Origin of the sequence: Prochlorococcus sp. MIT 0916, from assembly GCF_047305155.1 — a bacterium.
GTDB lineage: Bacteria > Cyanobacteriota > Cyanobacteriia > PCC-6307 > Cyanobiaceae > Prochlorococcus_B.
Map to the genome: position 1 here is coordinate 1,667,705 of NZ_CP138980.1, position 23,431 is coordinate 1,691,135.

At 30.1% G+C, this 23,431-nt stretch carries 25 protein-coding genes and 1 tRNA gene; 18 read left to right on the top strand and 8 right to left on the bottom strand.

Annotated elements, in window-relative coordinates:
- Positions 1 to 25 precede the first annotated feature (25 nt).
- Both SIB53_RS08760 and SIB53_RS08765 read left to right on the top strand, forming a co-directional pair.
- A complete protein-coding gene (locus tag SIB53_RS08760; protein WP_413677842.1) occupies positions 26 to 583 on the top strand; it encodes a bifunctional adenosylcobinamide kinase/adenosylcobinamide-phosphate guanylyltransferase in 558 nt (185 codons plus the stop codon).
- Positions 580 to 1,080 (top strand): tRNA (cytidine(34)-2'-O)-methyltransferase, encoded by a 501-nt coding sequence (locus tag SIB53_RS08765; protein WP_413677843.1) that lies wholly within the window; start codon positions 580 to 582, stop codon positions 1,078 to 1,080. Before SIB53_RS08760 ends, SIB53_RS08765 begins: the two co-directional genes overlap by 4 nt.
- Positions 1,081 to 1,089: 9 nt before the next feature.
- Here SIB53_RS08765 and SIB53_RS08770 read toward each other — a convergent pair whose 3' ends face one another.
- A complete protein-coding gene (locus SIB53_RS08770; protein WP_413677844.1) occupies positions 1,090 to 1,275 on the bottom strand; it encodes a hypothetical protein in 186 nt (61 codons plus the stop codon).
- A 2,217-nt stretch (positions 1,276 to 3,492) separates the two neighbouring features.
- Entirely contained in the window at positions 3,493 to 3,657 is a 165-nt protein-coding gene (locus SIB53_RS08775; protein WP_413677845.1) for a hypothetical protein, read from the bottom strand.
- A gap of 680 nt (positions 3,658 to 4,337) precedes the next feature.
- Between SIB53_RS08775 and SIB53_RS08780 the strand changes: the two genes are divergently transcribed.
- The 3 genes from SIB53_RS08780 (at position 4,338) to SIB53_RS08790 (ending at position 6,291) form a co-directional block, all read left to right on the top strand.
- The gene (locus SIB53_RS08780) at positions 4,338 to 4,637 is read left to right on the top strand and encodes a hypothetical protein (protein ID WP_413677846.1); all 300 of its coding nucleotides are present in this window, start codon (positions 4,338 to 4,340) and stop codon (positions 4,635 to 4,637) included.
- Between the two features lie 13 nt (positions 4,638 to 4,650).
- Positions 4,651 to 4,791, top strand: a complete 141-nt coding sequence (locus SIB53_RS08785) for a hypothetical protein (RefSeq protein WP_413677847.1) — start codon at positions 4,651 to 4,653, stop codon at positions 4,789 to 4,791.
- A 1,426-nt stretch (positions 4,792 to 6,217) separates the two neighbouring features.
- A tRNA-Met gene (locus SIB53_RS08790) sits at positions 6,218 to 6,291 on the top strand.
- A gap of 140 nt (positions 6,292 to 6,431) precedes the next feature.
- Here the strand turns inward: SIB53_RS08790 and SIB53_RS08795 are convergent.
- Positions 6,432 to 6,845, bottom strand: coding sequence for a hypothetical protein (locus SIB53_RS08795; RefSeq protein WP_413677848.1), 414 nt, complete (start codon positions 6,843 to 6,845; stop codon positions 6,432 to 6,434).
- Positions 6,846 to 6,969: 124 nt separating this feature from the next.
- Here SIB53_RS08795 and SIB53_RS08800 point away from each other — a divergent pair, with 124 nt between their 5' ends.
- Positions 6,970 to 7,566: a peroxiredoxin gene (locus tag SIB53_RS08800; protein ID WP_413677849.1), complete on the top strand. Its 597-nt coding sequence runs from the start codon at positions 6,970 to 6,972 to the stop codon at positions 7,564 to 7,566.
- Positions 7,567 to 7,586: 20 nt separating this feature from the next.
- Here the strand turns inward: SIB53_RS08800 and ftsH are convergent, their stop codons facing one another.
- Entirely contained in the window at positions 7,587 to 9,314 is a 1,728-nt protein-coding gene (gene ftsH, locus SIB53_RS08805) for an ATP-dependent zinc metalloprotease FtsH (protein ID WP_413677850.1), read from the bottom strand.
- Between the two features lie 171 nt (positions 9,315 to 9,485).
- On the opposite strand from ftsH, the gene rpmF reads away from it, so the two are divergent.
- Positions 9,486 to 9,665, top strand: a complete 180-nt coding sequence (gene rpmF, locus SIB53_RS08810; RefSeq protein WP_413677851.1) for a 50S ribosomal protein L32 — start codon at positions 9,486 to 9,488, stop codon at positions 9,663 to 9,665.
- Positions 9,666 to 9,672: 7 nt separating this feature from the next.
- Here the strand turns inward: rpmF and SIB53_RS08815 are convergent, their stop codons facing one another.
- Together SIB53_RS08815 and SIB53_RS08820 are read right to left on the bottom strand one after the other, a co-directional pair.
- Positions 9,673 to 10,002 (bottom strand): DUF565 domain-containing protein, encoded by a 330-nt coding sequence (locus SIB53_RS08815; protein WP_413677852.1) that lies wholly within the window; start codon positions 10,000 to 10,002, stop codon positions 9,673 to 9,675.
- 3 nt (positions 10,003 to 10,005) lie between these two features.
- The gene (locus SIB53_RS08820; protein ID WP_413677853.1) at positions 10,006 to 10,752 is read right to left on the bottom strand and encodes an HAD-IA family hydrolase; all 747 of its coding nucleotides are present in this window, start codon (positions 10,750 to 10,752) and stop codon (positions 10,006 to 10,008) included.
- A gap of 61 nt (positions 10,753 to 10,813) precedes the next feature.
- On the opposite strand from SIB53_RS08820, the gene recJ reads away from it, so the two are divergent.
- Positions 10,814 to 12,697, top strand: coding sequence for a single-stranded-DNA-specific exonuclease RecJ (recJ, locus tag SIB53_RS08825; protein WP_413677854.1), 1,884 nt, complete (start codon positions 10,814 to 10,816; stop codon positions 12,695 to 12,697).
- A gap of 8 nt (positions 12,698 to 12,705) precedes the next feature.
- Here the strand turns inward: recJ and psb30 are convergent, their stop codons facing one another.
- On the bottom strand, positions 12,706 to 12,789 hold the full coding sequence (gene psb30 / locus SIB53_RS08830; protein WP_071813363.1) for a photosystem II reaction center protein Ycf12/Psb30: 84 nt from the start codon (positions 12,787 to 12,789) through the stop codon (positions 12,706 to 12,708).
- 309 nt (positions 12,790 to 13,098) lie between these two features.
- Between psb30 and SIB53_RS08835 the strand changes: the two genes are divergently transcribed.
- The 9 genes from SIB53_RS08835 (at position 13,099) to fmt (ending at position 21,924) form a co-directional block, all read left to right on the top strand.
- The gene (locus tag SIB53_RS08835; protein WP_413677855.1) at positions 13,099 to 13,446 is read left to right on the top strand and encodes a TMEM165/GDT1 family protein; all 348 of its coding nucleotides are present in this window, start codon (positions 13,099 to 13,101) and stop codon (positions 13,444 to 13,446) included.
- A 16-nt stretch (positions 13,447 to 13,462) separates the two neighbouring features.
- The gene (locus SIB53_RS08840) at positions 13,463 to 13,756 is read left to right on the top strand and encodes a TMEM165/GDT1 family protein (RefSeq protein WP_413677856.1); all 294 of its coding nucleotides are present in this window, start codon (positions 13,463 to 13,465) and stop codon (positions 13,754 to 13,756) included.
- A 76-nt stretch (positions 13,757 to 13,832) separates the two neighbouring features.
- Complete coding sequence (locus SIB53_RS08845; protein WP_413677857.1) at positions 13,833 to 16,091, top strand: RNB domain-containing ribonuclease; 2,259 nt, start codon at positions 13,833 to 13,835, stop codon at positions 16,089 to 16,091.
- A 51-nt stretch (positions 16,092 to 16,142) separates the two neighbouring features.
- On the top strand, positions 16,143 to 16,751 hold the full coding sequence (locus SIB53_RS08850; RefSeq protein WP_413677858.1) for a flavin prenyltransferase UbiX: 609 nt from the start codon (positions 16,143 to 16,145) through the stop codon (positions 16,749 to 16,751).
- Positions 16,752 to 16,765: 14 nt separating this feature from the next.
- The gene (locus SIB53_RS08855; protein ID WP_413677859.1) at positions 16,766 to 17,305 is read left to right on the top strand and encodes a hypothetical protein; all 540 of its coding nucleotides are present in this window, start codon (positions 16,766 to 16,768) and stop codon (positions 17,303 to 17,305) included.
- Between the two features lie 185 nt (positions 17,306 to 17,490).
- On the top strand, positions 17,491 to 17,931 hold the full coding sequence (locus SIB53_RS08860) for a DUF2996 domain-containing protein (protein WP_413679149.1): 441 nt from the start codon (positions 17,491 to 17,493) through the stop codon (positions 17,929 to 17,931).
- A gap of 138 nt (positions 17,932 to 18,069) precedes the next feature.
- Positions 18,070 to 19,515: a TldD/PmbA family protein gene (locus SIB53_RS08865; protein ID WP_413677860.1), complete on the top strand. Its 1,446-nt coding sequence runs from the start codon at positions 18,070 to 18,072 to the stop codon at positions 19,513 to 19,515.
- 1 nt (position 19,516) lies between these two features.
- A complete protein-coding gene (locus SIB53_RS08870) occupies positions 19,517 to 20,905 on the top strand; it encodes a TldD/PmbA family protein (RefSeq protein ID WP_413677861.1) in 1,389 nt (462 codons plus the stop codon).
- On the top strand, positions 20,902 to 21,924 hold the full coding sequence (fmt, locus tag SIB53_RS08875) for a methionyl-tRNA formyltransferase (RefSeq protein ID WP_413677862.1): 1,023 nt from the start codon (positions 20,902 to 20,904) through the stop codon (positions 21,922 to 21,924). The genes SIB53_RS08870 and fmt overlap by 4 nt, the downstream gene beginning before the upstream one ends.
- Here fmt and SIB53_RS08880 read toward each other — a convergent pair.
- Positions 21,908 to 22,624, bottom strand: a complete 717-nt coding sequence (locus tag SIB53_RS08880) for a TerC family protein (protein ID WP_413677863.1) — start codon at positions 22,622 to 22,624, stop codon at positions 21,908 to 21,910. The two genes, fmt and SIB53_RS08880, sit on opposite strands and share 17 nt — an antisense overlap.
- Positions 22,625 to 22,710: 86 nt before the next feature.
- Here SIB53_RS08880 and SIB53_RS08885 point away from each other — a divergent pair, with 86 nt between their 5' ends.
- Positions 22,711 to 23,373, top strand: a complete 663-nt coding sequence (locus SIB53_RS08885) for a hypothetical protein (protein ID WP_413677864.1) — start codon at positions 22,711 to 22,713, stop codon at positions 23,371 to 23,373.
- Positions 23,374 to 23,431: the final 58 nt, after the last annotated feature.

Here is a 23,431-nt window from a genome sequence, read left to right on the forward strand (position 1 = left end):
ATAGATTTATCCAATAGCTAAGAATATGATCACACCAATACCCAAAAATTATAAAGGTCTCATTTCAATTACTGGACCGATAAGAAGTGGAAAAAGTAAATTAGCTGAATTTTTAATAACGGAGCAAGATCCAGTCACTTACATAGCAACATCAAAACCAAGACCAAGTGATCTAGATTGGCAAAAAAGAATCGATCTTCACAGGAAAAGAAGACCTGATATTTGGACGCTTATTGAACATCCAAATGACATCTGCAAGGCAATCGAATCGATTAAAGTTGATCAATCAATAATAATTGACTCATTAGGTGGCTTAGTGGAGCAGCACCTAATAGAAGATGACGATCAATGGAATAATTTTCAAATTAAATTTCTTAATTGCCTATCAGAAGATAATTTATGCATTGTTGTTGTTTCTGAGGAAATTGGCTGGGGAATTGTTCCTGCCACACCAATAGGTCATTTATTTCGTGAACGACATAGCACCCTAACCTCATTGATAAGTCGTCAATCTAAAAAAAGATGGCTTGCTGTCAATGGGACTGCAATTGACTTAGATAAAATTGGGAATGTTATACCATGAACTTATTAAATAGTTCTAGGCCAAGAGTCGCATTATTTGAACCAAGAATTCCACAGAACACTGGAACAATAGGTAGATCATGCTTAGCCTTTAATATGTCCTTAGATATTATTAAACCAACTGGCTTTAGCTTTGAAGATAAATATTTAAAAAGAGCTGGTTTAGATTACTGGCCTTATGTAGATGTACATTTATATGAATCATTTGAGCACTATAAAAATTCAGTTAAAAATTCAAGAATTATTGCTCTAACCAAAAAAAGTAGTAATTCCATATCAAATATTATTTATAAAGAAACAGATATACTTTTATTCGGAAGAGAAGATACAGGTTTACCCGATAATATAATGAATGAATGTGAAATAGTGGCTGGGATACCCATGCCAGGAGGCGATAATCAATCAAATACCAGCGGAGTTAGAAGTTTGAATTTATCTGTTGCATGTGGAATTGTATGTTATTCGGCATGTTTACAATTAAATATACTGAATAAATAGTCTTTGTCTCTATCCAAGATAACTACAATATAAAACTCCATCATTAATAACATTATTTTCATCTACCTCTATCCATTCTTTATATTCATCATAAAGCGCTGCTCTGTTCTCTTCATTCAAGCTACTGAGACGTTTAAGTGATCCGTTGAGCATTACCTCAACAGCTTGTAAAGCACCAGATTGCATTGAAGACATATTGTAAAACTTATTAAAACCTAACCTGCAATTAGTTTTATTTCAGTCTCATTTATTACATTATTGAATTATACTACTTATCATAATAAATCATAAAAATTAGACAGTAAAAACTAAAACTAAAACTAAAGAACAATTATAATATTTATGGAAAGGGAAGTTTAACGATAAAAAAGATTATTAGTTAACGATGTATACTAATTGACTGATTATAATAGATAAAAAATATCAATCAATTTAAGTTGAGATATTAAAGTAAACAATATTGAAAATTTATGATGTGAGAAATAAATCAGTGCTTAATAGGTTTTCAGATCTTAATGGTCAAAACAAGAATTCTTGAGAATGAATATGGAGAATGGATAAAATCTATTAATGTGATGATTATAAATGTAATATTCTTGTATCAAAAAAATTCTTTAATTCTTTTATCGCCAGGCACCTGGATGTAAATCCTGATATCTAGTGTTTTGATCCTTAGTATTTTTTGTAGTCTCTTGATCTGAACTAGAGCCGATTATAAGTAAAGATAAATGGGATATATATGTATAAAAAATATATGTTTACTAAGAGTAAATCCCATGTATAAGATTTCCATAATGCGATAATAAAGAATTTGTTAAAGTAAGAATGGCAATTTAAAATCTAAAATAAGGTGAATAATATAATTGCAAGCGTGAACACTTTTTAAACAGTTTATAAATGAGAAGACTCAATTGATTAATACTCTTATGCCCTACTAGATCTTTCTGATATAAATTTCCATCATGGTAAAATATTTTAATACCAAAATAATTTCGACACTAAAGTTTAATACGCTTAATCTACTGGTATATTTTGAGTAAAGATATATTAATTCGACTTATTATTAATTAAGGTTAATACTAACTTAAACCTCTGCATAAAAAGCTATTAGGACTATAATAATATTAAAAATTCAGAAAGTTATTTAAAAATGTTATCGGTATCAACGATTCTAAAGAATATAAGAAATCTCTTACCCTATCTTCTTTTAATATCGATATATTTCTTTTTTGTTAATATTGAAGCAAGTAAAAAACAAAATCACAACAGAATAAAAGAGAGCAAAAAAGATATTACAAATAATACATTAGACGTAGTAGAAAAACAACTGAGAATAAAAATCCCGGTTATTCCATATAAATAATAAATTCTACTTAATATTTAATTTCGAACTCCTTATCTTAAATAGGTATGCTTGTCTTTGCTCCGCTCTATCAAGTTGTTTTTTTATTTCAGTGCAGTGTTGGCAATTGCAAGTCATTATTGAAAAAAGAGAAATGAAGAACTTTTCAGAATTGAGAAATAGGACCTATAATTCTGGCTATAGGATTTGATAAAAGATTGTTGCAATATATATATTATGAACTTAACAACAATATTCAAAAATTCAAGTATTAGTAAGAGTAAGACCATTATCTAATTGTCTTTATTTTCTTACTTTAAATCATATCCAGATTGTTTTCATTTTAATTGCTTGATAGAAAAGCATAAGATTCTCTAGCATTCTTATAAAAGACGATGTTTCTAATTCAATTCAGCTAGTATTAATACAATTTGTTCTTTTTGATAAATTTTTTTTTAAAGCACCACAATTTTTGGATATAAGATCTGTATATCGATTTTTTATTCAAATCAATTCTTCTAATCTTTATGCTAAAAATATTAAATATTAAATATTAAATATTAAATATTGAATGAAGCGTATATAAAATTTATTCTGTTTTCATAAGAACTATTGACGAAAGAGATGAAAAAGGCTTATCAATAAATAAAATATTAATAAATAGACTTATAGTTAGACTATATGTTATAAAAAAAGAACAAGTTAATTCTATATATGAGTAGAAAATTATTTGATTCACATAACAAACGACCTTACTCCTTACTTGGTTTTGATAAAAGAGCCGCACTCGCAATACAAAACCACTTTCGATTAAGCAATTATCAAATGTTAGTCCTTAGTTGGATAAAGGGCTTATGGACAGGGATTTTGCTTTCTCTTGTTCTTCACTACTTCATAAGTCATTAAATATTATGTTAGTTACATTTAGCTTCGATTTAACTATTTTTTAAATACTATTATTTGTTTGTTCTTGCATTAAAAATTCATTATACTTACTACATTAGAAATATTAAGTTTATATATGAATTATTTGACTATTTATCAAGTGGTCTAGAAAAAATGCTAAGAATTTAGAATTTTTCGTTCTTGCTGGTCTTTTCAATAACTTTTTGAGATTCTGCTCTAGAGATTGTTGCCTCAATTTGAGCCAATACTTGTTGGAGTTCTGCAGTTTTATTCAAGGAAGTCTCAGCCATTGATCTGAGCTTTCTAAGTTCTTTTGATGCAGTCTTCATAGAGAAAATAAAAAATATTTGTTTTTCCTTGGTAATTAAAGGAACCTACTAGGAAAAAGAAAGGAAGAACACACGGATCAATTTGCCAAATATATTCATAATGTCAATAGGTAAATTTGAGATATGTTTTTAAATGTATATTTGATGAAACAATTATACATTTAGATATAAATATTCAATTTCACAAACATTGGATTATATCAATGGTTTTATATCTTTTTTAAATATCATTAATAATATAAGAATAATAAAGATGTCAATATAAAACTGTATTCTATTGGAGGCTAGAAAAATATTTATTTAATTTAAATCAATTAACAAAGTTTATTTTTTTATTAATCTTCCTTTCCTTTCTTCTCTGAATCAACAGGTCTAACTGGTTTTGGCAAAAGCATAGTAAAAACTTATCTCTATATTCATTTATAGGCAGTTTTCAACATTCGTAAATAAGAATTAAAAGTTTGAAACTTCTTGAAACACCCAAAACTAGTCATTTTTTGAATTTTGATAACCTTTTGATTTTTTTTCTTGAGAGGGATGCATCGATTTGTGCTATCTCCTGTTGCAGCTAAGTAGTACTATTCATTGATGTCTGTGCTATTTTTGGAAACTTCTGTATTTGCTGAGATGAATGTTTCATAGGCAAAAAAAATAGCATTTTGCCAGCAGTTATTATTTAAATGAAGAAACCAAGACAATTTTTTGCGGTAGAAAAGGTAAAATTTGTTTACTCACCAACAATTTCATTAAATAACCTATTAAGGAGTTTATCTATGGCAGATGATTGGAAACCTGTAGATTCTCAAGTTTTGGTAGATGCATGGGAAGAAATAAAAGACTGTGCTGAGAGTATTCAAAAAGATCTAGCCTGCCCAGATGAAACAATTTCAAAAATGTTGAGATCCGTAGCTGAAACCTTTGATAATACGGTCGAAGATATACTCGATAAATCAGAAGAAGACTGGGAGGAAGAAAATTAGATATTATTAACATATGATTCCAGATTTCTTTCAATCACAAGATCCAATTGTTCATTTTGGCTTGTGGAAAATAATATTAGGTATATTTATTGTTTTTTTTGCAACCTTTGTTGGTGTCGAAATTAAGATTGGTAATGATGATGATGAAACTTAGTAGATTTAAAATTAAAGATTTATACTTTAGACATTAATTTTTCATTGATGTAAACAGCTTTATCATTATATTTTATTGCTATTTATATATAAAATTAATTTAGATATATTTTATTATATAAATTGTCGACGAGTTTATTAAGTTATTATTAAAGTTGGGAATATTCAGATAAGACTATTAACATAACCTCTATAGCTGTTATAGCTATGATATGGTTTAATAATATAAGTTTTTATTTCGATTATAATTTGACCTTTGTTACGAAAAAAGAAATAAATAATTCGTTAACAATATAAATTAATAATAGTAATCCTAATATTTTATGATTAATATTTTACGAATTCGAACTATAAACGCAAGTATAGAATGTTTTCAATTGAAAAACTAGAAATTCTAATATTCGACATTCTAACGAACTAAATGAAATGTTAAAATCTCTTGTATCATTGGGTTCCATAAGGAAATTTCTATTGTATAAACATATAGACTTTATTAAGAAATAATTTATAAACATACAATTATCTCTCTATTCAATAAGCTTAGAAAACAAAGTTCAAAAATTACATACATAAAATGTCGACATGGGTGGTACGGATTAGAATAAATGATTAAGTAAAAGATTAATCATTAAATAAGTATCTAATCATAATAGTTTGGTAGTGATTTTCTTATAGTTTTTTATGAGGCAATATATTCCATACAAATAATAGATCTCAGAAAGAGTGTTACTGGCAACCTATAAATATTAAGTTGTATATAGGCTATTTGAATAATTAAATTTCTAATGTAATGAACTAAATAATTAATTAGTCTTTAGATATCTTTTACCCCAAGCTTTGTGTTTTTTATCTAGATCTGATATTGAATTACATTGTGCCTTTAATTTAAGAAGATAGGAAACTTTTGAGATTTTGGTAAATTCAATCTTATTTGGATAATCTACAAAAGTCTGATATGCCTGTAAGTAATAATTACTCATTACTTTTAATTTCACTTTTATATTTTTACTATAGCTTTTTAAAAAATTAAAATACTTTAATATTCTCTTTGACTTTGCTTTACATGATCATTGAATTTGGTTGATTAATAATTTGATAGCTCAAATAATAAACAAAACATTTAGCAATAGTAAACTTGTTTTACTTATGAGTTTTTTTTAGAAACCCAAATAAGTACTTTTACTGCATGTCAGCGTTATATAGCTTATGTTGATCTAATCACACGTCCATACGAATACAGATCCCCCGCCTCGGCTATATTAGGAGATCTTATAAGAGTTCAGATCTAAAGATTTCTTCCTTAGAAGACCATCCTGAATTATTATGTTGTATGTATACCTTTCACCAATAGATTTGAATACTTTTTTCAAGAAATCCTTTCTTGTTAATTGAATAAGCATTATCTATTAATAAGAAGGTATTATTGTGTCAGTGTAGCTCAGCCGGTTAGAGCACAGCATTCATAACGCTGAGGTCGAGAGTTCAAGTCTCTCCACTGACATTTAATAAATTTAACTAATAATATTTAATAATTCTAGATTTCTAACATTGATGTTGTCTTGTGAGAAATTTGTTTGATAGTTTTTTATTGTTATATTGGCTTATCCAAAATAATATCTGAATATATTTACGAATATATTATTATTTCATATCTATTTGATCAAGACGATCCTTAAATGTTTGCGAAGATTCATCCGTATTTGAACCTTTATTGTTTGTTATAGTAGAGTTATTTTGTATACCACTATGGTTATTACCAGTATTATTATATATCGAAAAATCCTTGGCATTATTAAAACTTACATTTGTTTTATTAGTGTTAAAGTCATTGATCTGAACAGAATTATTTGAGAAATTTATATTTTCATTCTGCGAAACATTTAATTTACCTTTATTATTTAGGCTACTACCGTTATTCTTAATTGTTGCTAATTTCCTCTTATTGTTTAGAGGATATTTTTTAACCTCACTTCTTAATTGATTTAATAACTTAAAATGATTAGATGAGCTATATTTCTTAACAAGGGATGGATCCCAACTTAATGAATCATTCATTTTTATAAATTATACTCCTTTGGCTAGAAAGAAAAAGCTTTAATGGTCTTTACATGATAAGTTATAAAGAGGAAAAGAGGAAGTTCTCAACCCTCCATACCAATCAAAATACACAACAATTTCCATGACGACAAATGAGTGCCTCAGGGTAGGTATGCAAGCCCCTGATTTTGCTGCTACAGCAGTCGTTGATCAAGAATTTAAGGACATAACCCTTTCTCAGTACAGAGGAAAGTATGTGGTTTTATTCTTCTATCCATTGGATTTCACTTTTGTATGTCCAACTGAGATTACTGCTTTCAGTGACAGATATAACGATTTCAGCAGTAAGAATACCGAGGTTTTAGGTGTTTCTGTTGACAGCAAATTTACTCACCTAGCTTGGATTCAAACACCTAGGAATGAAGGAGGAATTGGTGATATTAATTATCCTCTTGTATCAGATCTTAAGCGTGAAATATGCCAATCTTATAATGTATTAAATGAAGATGGAGAAGCTGATAGGGGCTTATTTATTATTAATCCAAGTGGAGTCATAATGCATTCAACAATCAACAAAGCACCTGTTGGTAGAAATATTGACGAGACTCTAAGAATCTTACAAGCATATCAATATGTGGAATCTCACCCAGATGAAGTCTGCCCTGCTGGATGGACCCCAGGTGATAAAACAATGAAAGAAGATCCTAAAGGAAGCAAGGAATACTTTTCTGCGCTCTAAATGTAATAAAATATTATTAATTAATTAGCAGCAAGGTATGAGTGAAGTGAATTAATAATATGTTCTGATTCAAGGGACTCATTATCTATAAGTTCATTAACAAGATTATCCATTAACTCAGCCTTATCTGAAAGAAGGTCTATTGCATGATTAATAGCCTTATTTACAATAGATATTATTTGTTTATCAATTTCTTTACTTGTTTTTTGAGAATATTCTTTTCTATTTTTCATTAGATCTTTTCCAAGAAAAACCGCATCTCTTTCATTTCCATATGTAATAGGTCCAAGATCAGAGAAACCGAATTTTGTAACCATTTGATTAGCCCAAAAATATACATTTTCAAGATCTTTTTGTGATCCTTGTGTAACTTCCATAGAACCAAAAACGATTATTTCAGCAGCTCTTGATCCGAGCGAAATGACGATTTTATTGTAGATGTAGTTTCTTGTTAATAGACCACTATCAATTGTTTCTTCGTCAGGTGTGAAATATGTCATACCAGAAACATCCCCAAGAGACTTAAATAATGAGATTTTTTCTAATTTATCTTGTGTCGGAATTAATAAAGCAACAAGTGTTTTACCAATAATCTGATATGCAATTTGTCTTTTCTTAATTGGATCAGAAAGAGGCTGAGTTAATAATCCAAAACGTGCTTTTTCAAGAGCTTTATCTATTTCAATACTACTAATAATTGATTTGTCTTGCCTTGCTGCATAAATTGCGGCTTCATTTAGTAGATTTTGTAAATCTGCCCCAGAAAAACCTGGAGTCTTAGCGGCCCACTCCATAAGATTCACAGAATCACATAATGGTTTTGTTCTGGCATGCACCGACAATATTTTGTGTCTTGCTATTCGATCAGGAAGGGATATGTAAATGCGACGATCAAATCTACCTGGTCTTGTTAATGCTTGGTCTAATACATCGGGCCTGTTAGTAGCTGCAATTACTATTACACCATTGTTTGCTTCAAAACCATCCATCTCTGTAAGAAGTTGGTTTAATGTCTGCTCTCTCTCATCATTACCACCTCCTATACCTGCCCCTCTTTGACGTCCAACCGAGTCAATTTCATCAATGAAAACGATACATGGTGATTTGGATTTTGCACTTTTAAATAGATCGCGAACTCTACCAGCCCCAACACCAACAAACATTTCAACAAATTCTGATGCAGATATAGAAAAGAATGGAACATTTGCTTCCCCCGCGATCGCTCTTGCTAATAGAGTCTTACCAGTACCAGGTGGGCCTACCAAGAGAACGCCCTTTGGAGTTTTTGCGCCTAGGTCAATAAGTAATTGTGGATTCTTTAAAAATAGGACTATTTCTTTTAATTCATCAGATTCCTCATTTAACCCAGCTACATCATCAAAAGTGAATTTTCTAATATCATCTTCTGCTATCTGCGATGAACGGCGTGAAAAACTCTGCATATTGTTTAATAACTTTGATGATCTCTTAATTAAAAATGAAAGAGATAAAATAAAAATTAAAGTTAGACCAAATCCAGTAAGATAATTAGCTAATCTTTGTTCTGATCTAATATCTCTTACGGTAAGAGGAACATTATATTCATCAGATATTCTCAATATCTTCTGATCATTATAAAATATTGGTATTAGTCTTTTCTCTCCATTGATAAACTCAACAATTACCTCTCTTCTATTAGGGATTAAAATAATAGAAATAATTTCGCCACTTTCAATATCTTTTAGTAATTGACTATAACTTTTACTCATTTGTTAATTAAATCAACTAATTCAAAATAATTTATATATTAACTATAGTCAAAATGTTTACTAACTTGAGTTTATTCCGAAAATGAGACAAGAAGTTAGTTTTCCTCAAGGGATTTTTGTTAAATTGGTGCATGACGTTATAAAATAAAAATCTGTAAAAGTTGAATAAAAATGGCTGTACCCAAGAAGAAAACTTCTAAAGGCAAGAGAAATCAGCGTCATGCCGTATGGAAAGGTAAAGCTGCTGTTGCAGCAGAGAAGGCTTTGTCAATAGGAAAGTCCGTTCTCACAGGAAGGGCACAGGGTTTTGTATATCCGATGAATGAGACTTCAGATGAAGACAGTGATTAAAGGTGAATTAAGAGCCGAGTTTGAAGGCTTCTAGAATCAAGGCATATGTTGAACCAATCCTAAAATTATTTATAGAGAGTATAATTATTGATATTTTAGAAAACTCACTTAAGTATGTAAATCTAATACATATTTCCATTATTACTAATATTATTATACATAAAATGATTGTATTTATAGAATTATCTAATAAAAAGGAAAGCAGGCTATTCGTTAAATAAAACCCTAATAATAGGGAAAGTAACATTGTAATTCTCTTACTCCAAGAATCGGTAATTATCGGATCAAGCGTTCTAATCAACGAATTTAAAAATTTTTTAAACGAGGTCTGTTGCATCTTTCAATTGATAATATTTGTCAGATAATCTAAATCTACATTTTTATTAATCAATTTCTTTCCGTAAATTAATTTAGTAGGTTTATCGTCACTTCCAAGACAATTAACACATGCAGTAGCTTTTTTATTAATGTCAACATTGGATTTAGACCATGGAGGTAATGTTAAAAGACAATTAAGATTTGCTGCCTTAGCGGCCTCAACACCAATCGACGAGTCCTCAATAGCGATACAATTTATTTCTGAGAAGCTGCTTAATTTAAGTGCTAAGTTATATGCATCAGGGTATGGTTTGTGTCTATTTACATCTTCATATGTAATTATTCCAGAAAATAGGTTTATATGAGAACTCAATGATGTATTTAAGAAAGGTTCCAATGAATTTTTACCACTTGTCGTTACAATAAATTGCTCAATATCAAAACTTGAGAGCTCATTAATAAGCCTTATGACCCCTTCTCTTACTTTAATTTTTCCTGATTGAATTAATTTTTCATAATGATAACGCTTTCTTAATTGAATTTTGGAACATTGAACATCGCTAATTTCACTATTTATTTCGTTACGATAGTGTATTATTCGATTAAATCCTCCTGATACTTTAAGAAGATCCAAATATTTTTTTTCATTCCAGTTCCAGTTCAAGTCAAAATCCATAAAAGCTAAATTAAAAGCAACTCTATGGCCACACATCTCTGTGTCAGCAATAGTTCCATCTACATCCCAAAATACAGCTCTCAACTTATTCATGTTTTTTCTGTATAAAGCTAATATAATTCAAATTACTAAAGAATCAATCTAGGATAAGCCTTTGACATCAAATAATATTAAGAGGTGGATATTACCTAAGCCAATAACTGATGATGAATTAGAAAATTGCCCTCTAAATTACATATTACAGAAAATTTTAATTAGAAGAGGACTCGATATAAATAATGAGTTAGATGAATTTATAAAACCTTCTTTGCTTCCAAACCCAGAAACTCATTTTAATGAATTGAACAAAGCTACTAAAAGAATAGTTAAAGCATGTATCGGAAAAGAACAAATTGCAATATGTGGTGATTATGATGCCGATGGAATAACAAGTACAGTACTATTAGTAGAAATATTTACAAAACTTGGTGCGAGGGTTAAACCATATATTCCATCAAGAAAAGATGATGGTTATGGTCTAAATTTAAATATGATAAATGAAATTAATAATAATAAAATTAAGCTTGTTATTACAGTGGATAATGGAATCTCAGCTTTTGAAGCAATAAAAAGATCAAAGGAACTTGGGATCGATTTGATTATAACGGATCACCATAAAATTCCAAATCAAAAATCTGATTATTATTCATTGATTCATCCAGAAAATACTCCACTAAAATCACCATATAGGTATTTAGCAGGTGTCGGAATTGCATATTTGCTTGCAAAAAACATATGTGAAAAATTAAATTATGATATCAATAAATCAACCGCTAATGTATTATTCTGTATTGGAACCGTGGCCGATATGGCTCCACTTAAAGGAGCCAATAGAACATGGCTTAAGCAGTTTTTACCTACCATAAATTCTACAAATAACAAAGGTATCAAATCTATCATTAAAAAGTTATCAATTGATAAACGTGAAATAACATCAGAAGATATAGGATATAAGATTGCCCCATTAATTAATGCTATTGGTAGAATTGGTGATCCGAAACTTATTATTGATCTTCTTACAAATGAAAACTCATCATCAATAGTTAAACTTACAAAAGAGTGCTTTATAATGAATTCAAATAGAAAAAAAATTACAGAGCTAATCGTTCAAGAGGCGTTAGAAATAGCATATTCACAATATCAAAATGATAGAAAGTTTTTATTTCTCGCAAAAAGAGAATGGCATCCTGGAATAATTGGTATTGTTGCCGCACGAATGGTTGATAAGTTTAATTTACCAACAGCTATACTTGCTTCAGCTAATGATGGTAAATTCAGAGGTTCAATAAGATCTAATAACAAATTAATGGTTAACTCCGCTTTAGATGAATGTACTGATTTGCTAATAGCACATGGTGGACATTCAGCTGCTGCAGGCTTTTCTATTAATGAGGAAAATATATCTAAACTTATGGAAAGACTAAATAATATAGCCAAAAGACAATTTAAGAATATTGATTTAAGTAAGTCAATAAAACCAGATGCACATATCAGTTTTAAAGATATAACTTTAGATTTTTATAGACAATTGATGTTAATTGCCCCATTTGGCATAATGAATCCAGCACCCATTTTTTGGACAAGAAAATGTAAGATTGATGATATATATAAACTTAAAGGTGGTCATATTAAATTTAAACTAAATGATGGATACTCAACAATAGATGCAATTAAATGGAATGCACAATCTAAACTTAAAATTAATGATTTAATAGATATTGCATATTATATTGAGATTAACCGGTGGAAAAATAATGAAAAAATACAATTAAACTTAGTAGATATAAAAAATTATAACAAGATAGTCGATCTAGAGTTACATAATAGGATTTATAAATGTGAATTAAATGACCATTGTGAAGTAATGATTACAAACACAAATGGTCAAATTCTTTGCCCCGATCTATCGGTCTGCCAAGAGACACTAAACAAAAAACAAGTGGTTTTCGCTAAAAAGATTCTATCTTTTGCTGAAATCGCTCTAGGTAAGGCCGCATAAGCCTTTAATTAAACACCTCTTCTATAGAAGATCAAGGCAATAATTGCTGGTCCTGCAAGAAAGACAGCTACTAGTGGCAATAGGTTTCCCATGTTGAATAAAAATTTTTTTTATCTTACTAAACAATCTGACTTACCTACACAAAAATTAAAAATTTTTTATGTTCTACAACTTTCTGTGTGATTTATCTATCATCGATATTATTTGGTAGTCAACAAATTCGATTTATTTTAATTTCTAGGAATAATTTATTAATAGAAAAAATCTATAATTTCAAAGATTTTAAAACATATATCAAATGATGGACTAGATTGATAACTTGATAATGTACAGGTTTTATATGTAATATATAAATGTTGTATTAGAATTTAAAAAAAAATTACATCAATTATCGAAATGTAATGGGTCAGACAAATTCAAATTCTAAGCAAAAGATAAGTGAATCAGAGGATAGTGTTCCTTTTTTTAGTATTTTAATTACATCTTTTAGTACAATTTTCTTAGCCGAGTTAGGAGATAAGACCCAACTAGCAACATTGATACTTTCTGCTCAATCCGGCAGACCACTAATTATTTTCATTGGAGCAGCACTAGCTCTTATAACAACAAGCCTTCTTGGTGTTTTAATTGGTCAATGGATTGCTAATAAGCTACCAAGACAAAGGTTTACAATTATTTCAGGAATAATTATGTTAAGTTTAGGAATATATCTAGTTACACAAAGTTTTATAGACTTTATGCGAAATTAGAATTTGTATTTAAAAAATGCTTCTAACGCTCCTATTTACAACCTTTTTCACTGTTTTTTTAGCTGAAATGGGCGACAAAACGCAATTAACAACTATTACCTTAAGCAGTACAACCAATAAACCATTAGCAGTATTTATTGGCTCCTCAATAGCTCTCATATTAGCTACGCTATTAGGTGCGTTGGCAGGTGGTTCAATTGCTAATCTAATTCCAGCATTCCTGCTTAAACTGCTTTCTGGAATTGTATTCTTAATTATCGGAATTAATCTAATTGCACAAAGCAGAAAAGAATCTACTAGTGAAAGCTAGTAAACAAAAACTATTTTAAAAATATAGTTTTTAAAGACTAAATTCATTGAAATTAAATTAATTTGCTACGGTAACCATGACAACAGTTCTTAAAATATTAGAAAATCTTGATCGAGAGGATGGATTAGAAGTTTCTAAACTTGAGAAATCTTTAAAGCTCACTAAAAAACATGACAGAGATAATTTACACATAGCAATTCATGCGCTTACAAAACTTGGAATAGTTCAAAATAGTAATGATGAGAAACTATCAATCAATAGAGATATTGATTTCATCCAAGGGAGGGTTCGCTGTAGCAGTAAAGGTTATTGCTTTGTTGTCAGAGAAGATCTAGGCGAGGATATTTACATTCGAGAAGCTAATTTGAACAATGCCTGGCATGGTGATTCAGTTATTGTACTAATTACAAAGGAGGGAGTTAAGAGAAGAGCTCCTGAAGGATCTATTCAATGCGTAATAAATAGATATAATGACATTTTACTTGCAAAAGTTGAAGAAGACAAATTAAATGGTCAATTAAAGGCCTACCCATTGGATGACAGAATAGGAGTAACTATTGATCTAGACAATAATTTAAAAAGTATTAATAAAGAATCAAATAATGATTTAATTTATGAAATAAAGATAACGAAATATCCAATTGCTCAATTTAATGCCAAAGGCTCTATAATAAGAGAACTATCAATTAATGATGGAATAAATGGTGATATAGAGTTATTACTTTCAAAGAATAAGATTTCAAGAAATACTGATGAACCAAAAGCTTCACCAAAAAAAATATCAATGAAAGATAGAGAAGACTTAACTTCTCAAGCATCACTGTTATTTGAAAGTTGGGAATGTAAAAATTCTCCATCCCTGCCAGCATTATTCGCTCAACCTTATGAAGGAGGAAATCGGATATGGCTTCATTCACCTACTGTATCGGAACGAATCAATATAGGTGGAAAATTAGATAAATTTCTCCAAGAGAAAGGTGAAGTCGTTTGTCTAGGAAATAATTGGCTAGATTTTCTTAATGACCAACTTAGATCTGCATCTCAATTTAAACTTAATGAAGAAAATGAGGCTATTTCAATAATCATTGATATTAACAGCGAAGGAAATGTAACTGACTGGAAATTCACACTAAGTGTCATTAAGCCTGTTAAATCAATTACGCCAAAGCATCTAATAGCTATAAATAATAGAAAACCTAATTCAAAGTCGGTTCCTATTGCTCTTAAAACTATTAAAGATAATCTAGATGTTATTTACACAATTATTCATTCATCAAAACTTATCAATAGAAATAACCATCTGGCTCTAAAATTAGATGAGTACATTCCAAATCTAGAAAGATTAAGTGAATTACAAAAAGCCTTTCCAAGTAGAGACTTTAACGGATGGTCAAAATCATATGACTGTTCTGATCCTCAATCAATAATAGATGTATATATTAGATTGAGTAATAACATACTTGCTAAGCATTTAATTGGATATAGATTACCATTTATTTATAAAGTACATGATGAGATTGACTCATCAACATTAAACGAATTAGCTAAATCAGCTTTATCACTAGATAAAAAAATAATAGTTAATCTTGATGGATCTGTAACAACAAATGACTTAATAAGGTCATTTGAATCAAGTACTGAAAAGAAAATATTACACAAACTTCTAAAACATATAATACCTGGAATTAATTTGAAGCTATTCAAAATAAATACTAATGAAGATAATGAAGATTTAGATTATGAATTTTCCACAGATAATATTGAGGCACCATGGAGTTGCCCATCATTTAATTATTGGAATATATTTAATCAATTTATATTAATATCACTGCTAAAAGATGCTAAGAATAAACCTTCAAGCAGAAGTAAGGAAATTATAGAATTAGGTAAAAAAGATAGTTGGAAAAAGCTTAATTGGGTTTTGTTTTCATCTAAAGTACAAGATAATATAGAAAATTATTCCAATTTAAAGTTAATCAAAGAATTAAACGAGATAAGAAAGAATTCTAAAACATTCAGAAACAATATAATTGCAATAGCGCAGGGAAGAGAGGCTCAAAAGATTATTGGCAAGGAAGTTACAGCAATCATTACTGGAGTTCAAAGTTACGGATTTTTTGCGGAGATAGACGATTTAACCGCTGAAGGGTTAGTTCATGTAAGCACATTAGGGGACGACTGGTACGAATATCGTTCCAGGCAAAATCTCTTAGTCGGTAGAAAAAATAAAAAAACGTACCAGCTTGCACAAAAAGTAAATGTTAGGGTGATAAAAGTTGATATCCTAAAGAATCAAATTGACTTAGAACTTGTAAAAGAAAATGATAAAGAATAAATTGATAGTGTTGACTGTAGAATTAATTAAGGAATTGTAAATCAGCCATAAATGGAAAGTATTGTTGTTGCAATTACAGGTGCATCTGCTATGCAGATAGGCGAGAGGTCTATACAAGTATTGTTAGAAAATAGTAAAAAAGTAGATTTAATACTTAGTAAGGGAGCATATGAAGTAGCCAAAAGTGAACGTAGCATCAATATTCCAGTAGAACCAAAGGCACAAGGTGATTTCTGGAGAAATAAACTAGGCGTTATGTCCGGGAAATTAACTTGTTATAGATGGAATGATCATTCAGCTTCAATTGCAAGTGGAAGCCATAAAACAAAGGGTATGGTAATTGTTCCATGTTCAATGGGAACACTTGGAAGAATTGCCTCTGGATTTTCATTAGATCTAATAGAAAGATGTGCAGATGTTCATTTAAAGGAGAATAGACCGTTAGTTATTTCTCCAAGGGAATCACCATTAAATTTAATTCATATAGAAAATATAAAACGTTTAGCAACAGCTGGAGCATTAATAGTACCTCCAATCCCAGCTTGGTACACTAACCCAAAAACCATCGACGACTTAATAGATTTTATTGTAGTTAGATTATTTGATTCTCTTGGCGAAGATTTAGATTATATTAAAAGATGGGACGGACCGAATAAATGAAATTTAGTTACTTAATGAAAGCGACACCATTCTTGACGACATTTTTTTTAATACTATTTCTTTGCTTAAGTAATCAAAAAGAAAACACAAAGTTAAGATTGCTTATTTGGGATACACCATCACTTGGGTTAGGTACATATCTTGCAATTTCTACAGGAACAGGTTTTATAATCTCATACTTTGTAACTACAAACCTTGCCAGAGGAAATCAATCCATACAAAAACATTCTTTTAATTTTAAAAATGAAAATAAAAAAAATTACGATCAGACATTTATAAATGAATCCGAACAAAAAATTAAAAATACTCCATACGATAACACTTTGATAGAAAGAGATATTAAAGATCCATTACCTACATTAAAAGCTAACTTTAGAATAATTGGAAGCAGAGAAAGAAGTAATAAAGATTTGATAAGTAATGATAATATTGAATATTATGACTCAAATGAATTTCAAGATAAGGAAGATGAAAAGGTAACCATGAATGGGTCTCTAAGAAGAGAGAATTCAATTTCATCTGACTGGTTTGATGAATCTTATTCAAACTGGTAAACAAAAATATAATAATATATTTGAAATCTAAAATATGTCTTCAATCATCTTAATGAATTTGCTAAACTAAAAATATGAAAAATCAGCAACCTTCAAACGATATAGATTCTAATAAAGAATTAACAAAATCAGCAACAGATTCTATAGATACTCTTAAACAGACTACTGATGTTAATAAAGATTCGATGTTGAAAAATAAACAAGAATTATCAGCTGATCTTGTTGCTGAATCAACTACCATCACTAAAAAGCCAGCAAAGCCACCTAAGATAGAAGATAAACCTTTTGAAGAGTTTATTTGTAAACATTTAATTCCTGGATTAAAGTCATCTATTGAAGAGAAAGGGACTTTAGTTAGGGATATAAAATTAATAGAGGGTAAAAGGCCAGTCGTAGGAGGTAATTGCTGGATGGTATTTTGTGAAATGTCAGAAGAAAGAAAATTCTGGCTTTGCTTTAATAAAGATTTAATAACATCAGATAAAACTATATTATTAGCTGAATCAAATTCAGATCCAAGCATAGTTGAATCATTTCTGATTGACGAAAAAAAGACTACACTTCCATTACTAATATCTAGAGTACTTCAAAGATTAAATGGTCAAAAATGGATAGGCGCAAATTAAATAAATCCTCTTTATTAATCAACTACTTAAATTAATTTATTAGTTACTAATATAAATAACAATAATAATAAATATGTCTTATTAATATCTTAATACGCGGTTATGCCAATCAAATGCCATAATAAGAAAAAAAAAAAATTGACACACGCATTACTAACTAGAAAAAATGAAAATTCACTATTTCATACTTTTGACGAAACATTAAAACCACAAATTGAAGAACTATTGTCATTAGGTAAATCGGCTGGAGCTGACCTTGTAGAAATTTTTTTGGAAAAATCAGACAACATTTCATTACTTGCTGAGCAAGATGATATTTCAAATGTAAGTCCATCTTTTGGTATTGGTGCAGGTATTAGAGTTTTCCTTGGAAAAAAAGATGGTTTTGTCAGTACAAATGATTTATCGAAAGCTGGACTTCTCTTTGCTCTCAATCAAGCATTAGGAATGTTAGGTCTAAATACTAGTGCAAAAAATCTAGACACATTTATAGGTTTAAAAGACTATAAGGATTTTGGTGTAACAAAGAATAACTGGTTAGATCATTTACCAGACCTAGATGAATCAACTTTAAAACTTTTAGAAGCCACAAAATCACTTAAGAATAAAAATATAAACCTACATGTAAGAAGAGCAAGCTATTCAAGAAATTGGCAAGAAGTTCTAATAGCTGCCTCAGATGGTGTATTTGCTAGAGACATCCGTCTTCATCAAACGGTTGGTATTAACGTAATTGCACATCAAAATAAAAATAGATCGACTTCTGCTAGAAGATATGGAAGTTCTGGTAATCCAGACGATTTAAGAAACTGGGACATTGAAAAAAGTGCATGTGAATTAAATGAAAGTGCTCAGAAAATGCTGTATGCGGAATATGTAGAAGCAGGTCAAATGCCTGTTGTTCTTGCAAATAAATTTGGAGGAGTCATATTCCACGAAGCCTGCGGCCATCTACTTGAAACGACTCAGATAGAGAGAGGAACATCGCCTTTTCATGATTCCATAAACAAGCAAATTGCACACACTGCTGTAAGTGCGGTAGATGAAGGAGTGTCTAATTATGCTTTTGGCTCACTATCTATGGATGATGAAGGAATGGAACCTCAAGATACCTTATTAATTGAAAATGGAATATTAAAAAAATTCCTTTCAGATAGAGCAGGTTCACTAAGAACAGGTCATCCAAGAACAGGTAGTGGAAGGAGGCAAAATTTCTCCTTCGCTGCGGCTAGTCGTATGAGAAATACATATATTAAACAAGGTAATTTCTCTCCGGAAGAGTTACTAAAAAGTGTCGATAATGGTCTTTACTGCAAATCAATGGGTGGAGGTAGCGTTGGCCCTACTGGACAATTCAACTTCTCAGTTGAGGAAGGCTATATAATAAAGAATGGAAAACTTGACAAACCAGTTAAGGGAGCAACATTAATTGGTGAAGCAAAAGAAATATTACCAAGAATATCAATGTGTGCAAATGATCTTGATCTTGCCGCTGGTTTTTGTGGGTCCGTAAGTGGAAGTGTAAATGTTACTGTAGGTCAACCACATATAAAAGTAGATTCAATAACAGTAGGAGGTAGATAAAATGATTAATTCTATTACTAATCAAAAAATAGGTGAATTAAATCCACAAGAATTAAATAGCCTTTTAGAAAAATTTAGTATTGAGTCAGCAATAAAAAAATGGGATGTTGGAGCATCAGCAAGTAGGGATTTATCTGTTCAAGTGCATCAAGGTAATGCCAAACAGCTCAAGGGTTCTCAGAGAAATTCAATGACTTTAAGAGTATGGAATAAGTATAATCAGGTAGGTATAACTAGTACTTCTGACTTAACAAGTAAAGGTATTAAAAAAGCAATGAAAGGAGCAATTGAATCTAGTTTTTTTGGTAATGAAAAGGAATCTCCGGAGTTCTCACAACTAGCCAAAAAAGAACTAGAAGAAGTAAATACTAAAATATCGAATCCTCATACAATTGATGAATTACTTACCATTCTTAAAAAAGCCGAAAAACAATTAATTGACACTCATCAATCAATAGATTCAGTTCCATATAATGGGCTAAGCGAGAGTTATATGGAAAGAATTTATATTAATAGTGATGGAGCTAATAGACATATGAAATTATCACAATCTTCAATATATTTATATGCAAAGGCAGAGGAACAAAATAAAAAGCCCAGAAGTGCAGGAGGTATTAAAATTAACTCTAATTTAGAAGAACTTGATATAGACTCTTGTATAAATGAAACATCGAAAAAGTTAATAAGTCATTTAAATTATAAACCTATAGAAACTAAAAAGTATCTTATTTGTTTTAGTCCTGAGGCTTTTCTTCAGTTAATAAGTGCTTTCAGTTCAATGTTTAACGCACGTTCAATTATTGACGGTCTAAGTTTAATGAATGAAGATTCAATAGGTAATCAAATTTCCGTTCCCAATTTAAACATCAGTGACGAAAGTCTTCATCCTGAAAATATAGGGGCTTTTAGTTTTGATGGTGAAGGAACTCCGACACAAAATATAAATTTGGTCAGTAATGGTGTATTAATTAATTTACTTCATTCTGAGGCCACCGCAAGGAAATTTGGTGTTAAACCTACAGGTCATGCTGGATTAGGAGCAAAAGTATCTGTCTCACCAGATTGGCTAGTTGTAAGAAGAAGTGAATCTGAGATGGATAAAGACGAAAGTCTAAATATTAAAAGTACGCTAAAAGAATACATTTTAATAGATGAACTAAATGCTATTCATTCTGGTGTAAAAGCCAGTCAAGGTTCCTTTTCATTACCCTTCGATGGTTGGATCGTTAATAAAGGGAAGAAGACATCAATAGAAGCAGCAACTGTCGCTGGTGATATTCTGAAACTCTTAAATAGTATTGTTAAAATTGAAAATGAACAGATAGTTACTCATCAAGGTATAAGCCCCCATGTTTGGGTTGATAACATTTCAATAACTGGTGAAGCGTGAAGATTGTTTTTTGGGGAACACCTAAATATGCCGCGGAAAATTTATTCACCATAGTCAAGGCTGGACATGAAGTAATTGCCGTAGTTACACAACCTGATAGAAAGCGCGGTCGTGGAAACAAGTTATCGCCTTCACCAGTAAAACAAGCTGCGATAGATTTAGGTATTCCTGTATTTACGACACAATCAATAAGAAAGGACCAATATGTAAAAGACATTTTGATAAATTTGAAAGCAGATATTTATATTGTTGTAGCTTTTGGTCAAATTCTTCCAAAAGAAATATTAGATCAACCAATATTGGGTTGCTGGAATAGTCATGCCTCCTTGTTACCTGAGTGGAGGGGTGCAGCACCAATTCAGTGGTGCCTAATTAATGATGATGTAAAGACGGGTATTTGCATTATGTCAATGGAAGAAGGATTAGATACTGGTCCAGTTATAGAACAAGAGGTAACGGCTATTAATGATTCAGACAATCTAGAGATACTAACCAATAGACTGTCCAAAATATCAGCAAAGTTATTAGTTAAATCAATCGAAAGAATAAGGCTAACAAAATGTATAACTAGGTCATCAATTCTAACAGAATTAAAAGCTATAGATCAATCAAACCTAAATGGTGATCCAAGTTATGCCAGACAATTAAAAAAAGAAGATTATTTAATTGATTGGAAGCAAAATGCGAGAAAAATAATAAAGAAAATACAGGGGCTATATCCTAATGCTTATACACTTTATGAAGGTAAAAGAATAAAAATATTAGAAGCAGTTACAACATCGAATGAAGAACAATTAATAGTACATCAAAATATCAATAACGAATCAATTGGAAAAGAAATACCAGGCGAAATAATCCGTATAAATAAACGCGATGGCATAATTATAATGACGAATGATTTTCCGGTTCAAATAAAATATGCTCAGCTGCAAGGTAAAAAGCCTACTGATAGTTATACTTTGTCAATTCAATCTAATTTAATCGTTAAAAATATTTTGGGTACTAAAAATCATCAATAATACTATCTTTTCGTGAGAAGCCCCATAAAAAAACGGTTAACATCACTAAAAAGAATATATATTCGGGTATGATTAATTGGAAGAATATTAACTGAAGAATTAACTTAATTCCTATAATACCTACTGCAACATAACCGGCTTTTTCTAAATTAATATAAATCTCAAGCCATTTAATGAATAAACCAGACGTGAAACGTAATGCTATAACTCCAATAATTGCGCCTGTAATAACCAAAAGAAATTGATCACTAATTGCTACAGCTGCTGTAATACTATCGATAGAAAAGGCTAAATCAGTTACTGACAAAAGAAGGATAACTTTAAGTATAGAAAATTCTGTTTTATCGGTATTGCTTTTTTCAATTGAATTTAGGTCGCTAATAGAGATAAACTTTAAAATTGAAAGTGATATCAAATAAATACCGCCGATTAGCTTTACTGGCCAAAAATTCAGGATGAATTCTGCAGTAAGAATAACCAATATTCTTAATATTAATGCAATAAATATCCCTATATTAAGTGCTCTTTTTTGAAGATTAATATTATTTAGATTTTTGGTTATAGACGCTAAAGCGACAGCATTATCAGCTGATAATACAAGCTCCAAAGAGATGATAATAGGTAAAAGAGGGGCTAGTTCAACCCATCTATCGATACCATCAAGCAGGGGGGTTAAGGATCTGAGAGATGCTGAATCCATTAAATTACGAAAAAAGAGCTATTTACATTGCCTGTTTGGTATATGTTAACTCTAATAATTCTAATTAGGGTTAATTCAAAACGGTTATGAGATTTGAATCAAAACTTTGCCACTTATCCGATACCAAAGCCGTTGTTCAAGTAAATGGTTGGCTTAAGGACAAAAATCTAGGAAGTGCTCTAGCAGAAGGGCCAACAGTAGATATTGCAGAAGATAATGCAATAAATAGGCTAAATAAAAGAATAAAAGCATTAACAATTAATCAGCCTAATAAAACCTCAGATAATAAAGATAAAGAAATATCTATATCCAATTTCGAAGAACCTCAAAGTAAAATGAATGATATCATTAATATCAATCAAGAGCCTAGTGATTGGAGCAATGAATTAACAGCAATAGATTCAGAAATTCAGCGGTTAAAATGGTCAAGAGAAGATGAAAATGAATTTCTTGAAAAAACATTAGGTTATAATAATCGAAATAAGATAACTAACTACAGTGATATAGTAAAGTATCTAAATCTTTTAAAAAATAACGATAAACAATATCCATCTAATGATACTACTGCTAATATTAATAATTTAATAGAAGAATCTGATAATATAATTAGAGATCTATCATGGAGCAACAAACAGGGAAGAGAATATTTACAAAAAGAGTTTAATGTTTCAACTAGAAAGGAACTTAATGAAGCGCAATTAATATCATTTGTTGAAAAGCTAAAATCTATTAAAAAAAATAATATCTAACTAATTGAGACTTCTCGATGCGACAATGAAAATGTTATTGTTATAACTATAAATATAT

Coding starts and splice junctions, on each gene's coding strand:
- rpmF (WP_413677851.1), top strand. CDS start 9,486: ATGGCTGTACCCAAGAAGAAAACTTCTAAAGGCAAGAGAAATCAGCGT.
- SIB53_RS08885 (WP_413677864.1), top strand. CDS start 22,711: ATGAGATTTGAATCAAAACTTTGCCACTTATCCGATACCAAAGCCGTT.
- SIB53_RS08760 (WP_413677842.1), top strand. CDS start 26: ATGATCACACCAATACCCAAAAATTATAAAGGTCTCATTTCAATTACT.
- SIB53_RS08770 (WP_413677844.1), bottom strand. CDS start 1,275: ATGTCTTCAATGCAATCTGGTGCTTTACAAGCTGTTGAGGTAATGCTC.
- SIB53_RS08845 (WP_413677857.1), top strand. CDS start 13,833: ATGACAACAGTTCTTAAAATATTAGAAAATCTTGATCGAGAGGATGGA.
- SIB53_RS08870 (WP_413677861.1), top strand. CDS start 19,517: ATGATTAATTCTATTACTAATCAAAAAATAGGTGAATTAAATCCACAA.
- SIB53_RS08765 (WP_413677843.1), top strand. CDS start 580: ATGAACTTATTAAATAGTTCTAGGCCAAGAGTCGCATTATTTGAACCA.
- SIB53_RS08800 (WP_413677849.1), top strand. CDS start 6,970: ATGACGACAAATGAGTGCCTCAGGGTAGGTATGCAAGCCCCTGATTTT.
- ftsH (WP_413677850.1), bottom strand. CDS start 9,314: ATGAGTAAAAGTTATAGTCAATTACTAAAAGATATTGAAAGTGGCGAA.
- SIB53_RS08840 (WP_413677856.1), top strand. CDS start 13,463: ATGCTTCTAACGCTCCTATTTACAACCTTTTTCACTGTTTTTTTAGCT.
- SIB53_RS08880 (WP_413677863.1), bottom strand. CDS start 22,624: ATGGATTCAGCATCTCTCAGATCCTTAACCCCCCTGCTTGATGGTATC.
- SIB53_RS08855 (WP_413677859.1), top strand. CDS start 16,766: ATGAAAGCGACACCATTCTTGACGACATTTTTTTTAATACTATTTCTT.
- SIB53_RS08775 (WP_413677845.1), bottom strand. CDS start 3,657: ATGAAGACTGCATCAAAAGAACTTAGAAAGCTCAGATCAATGGCTGAG.
- SIB53_RS08815 (WP_413677852.1), bottom strand. CDS start 10,002: ATGCAACAGACCTCGTTTAAAAAATTTTTAAATTCGTTGATTAGAACG.
- SIB53_RS08860 (WP_413679149.1), top strand. CDS start 17,491: ATGTTGAAAAATAAACAAGAATTATCAGCTGATCTTGTTGCTGAATCA.
- SIB53_RS08795 (WP_413677848.1), bottom strand. CDS start 6,845: ATGAATGATTCATTAAGTTGGGATCCATCCCTTGTTAAGAAATATAGC.
- SIB53_RS08785 (WP_413677847.1), top strand. CDS start 4,651: ATGATTCCAGATTTCTTTCAATCACAAGATCCAATTGTTCATTTTGGC.
- SIB53_RS08780 (WP_413677846.1), top strand. CDS start 4,338: ATGAAGAAACCAAGACAATTTTTTGCGGTAGAAAAGGTAAAATTTGTT.
- SIB53_RS08820 (WP_413677853.1), bottom strand. CDS start 10,752: ATGAATAAGTTGAGAGCTGTATTTTGGGATGTAGATGGAACTATTGCT.
- psb30 (WP_071813363.1), bottom strand. CDS start 12,789: ATGGGAAACCTATTGCCACTAGTAGCTGTCTTTCTTGCAGGACCAGCA.
- SIB53_RS08835 (WP_413677855.1), top strand. CDS start 13,099: ATGGGTCAGACAAATTCAAATTCTAAGCAAAAGATAAGTGAATCAGAG.
- SIB53_RS08850 (WP_413677858.1), top strand. CDS start 16,143: ATGGAAAGTATTGTTGTTGCAATTACAGGTGCATCTGCTATGCAGATA.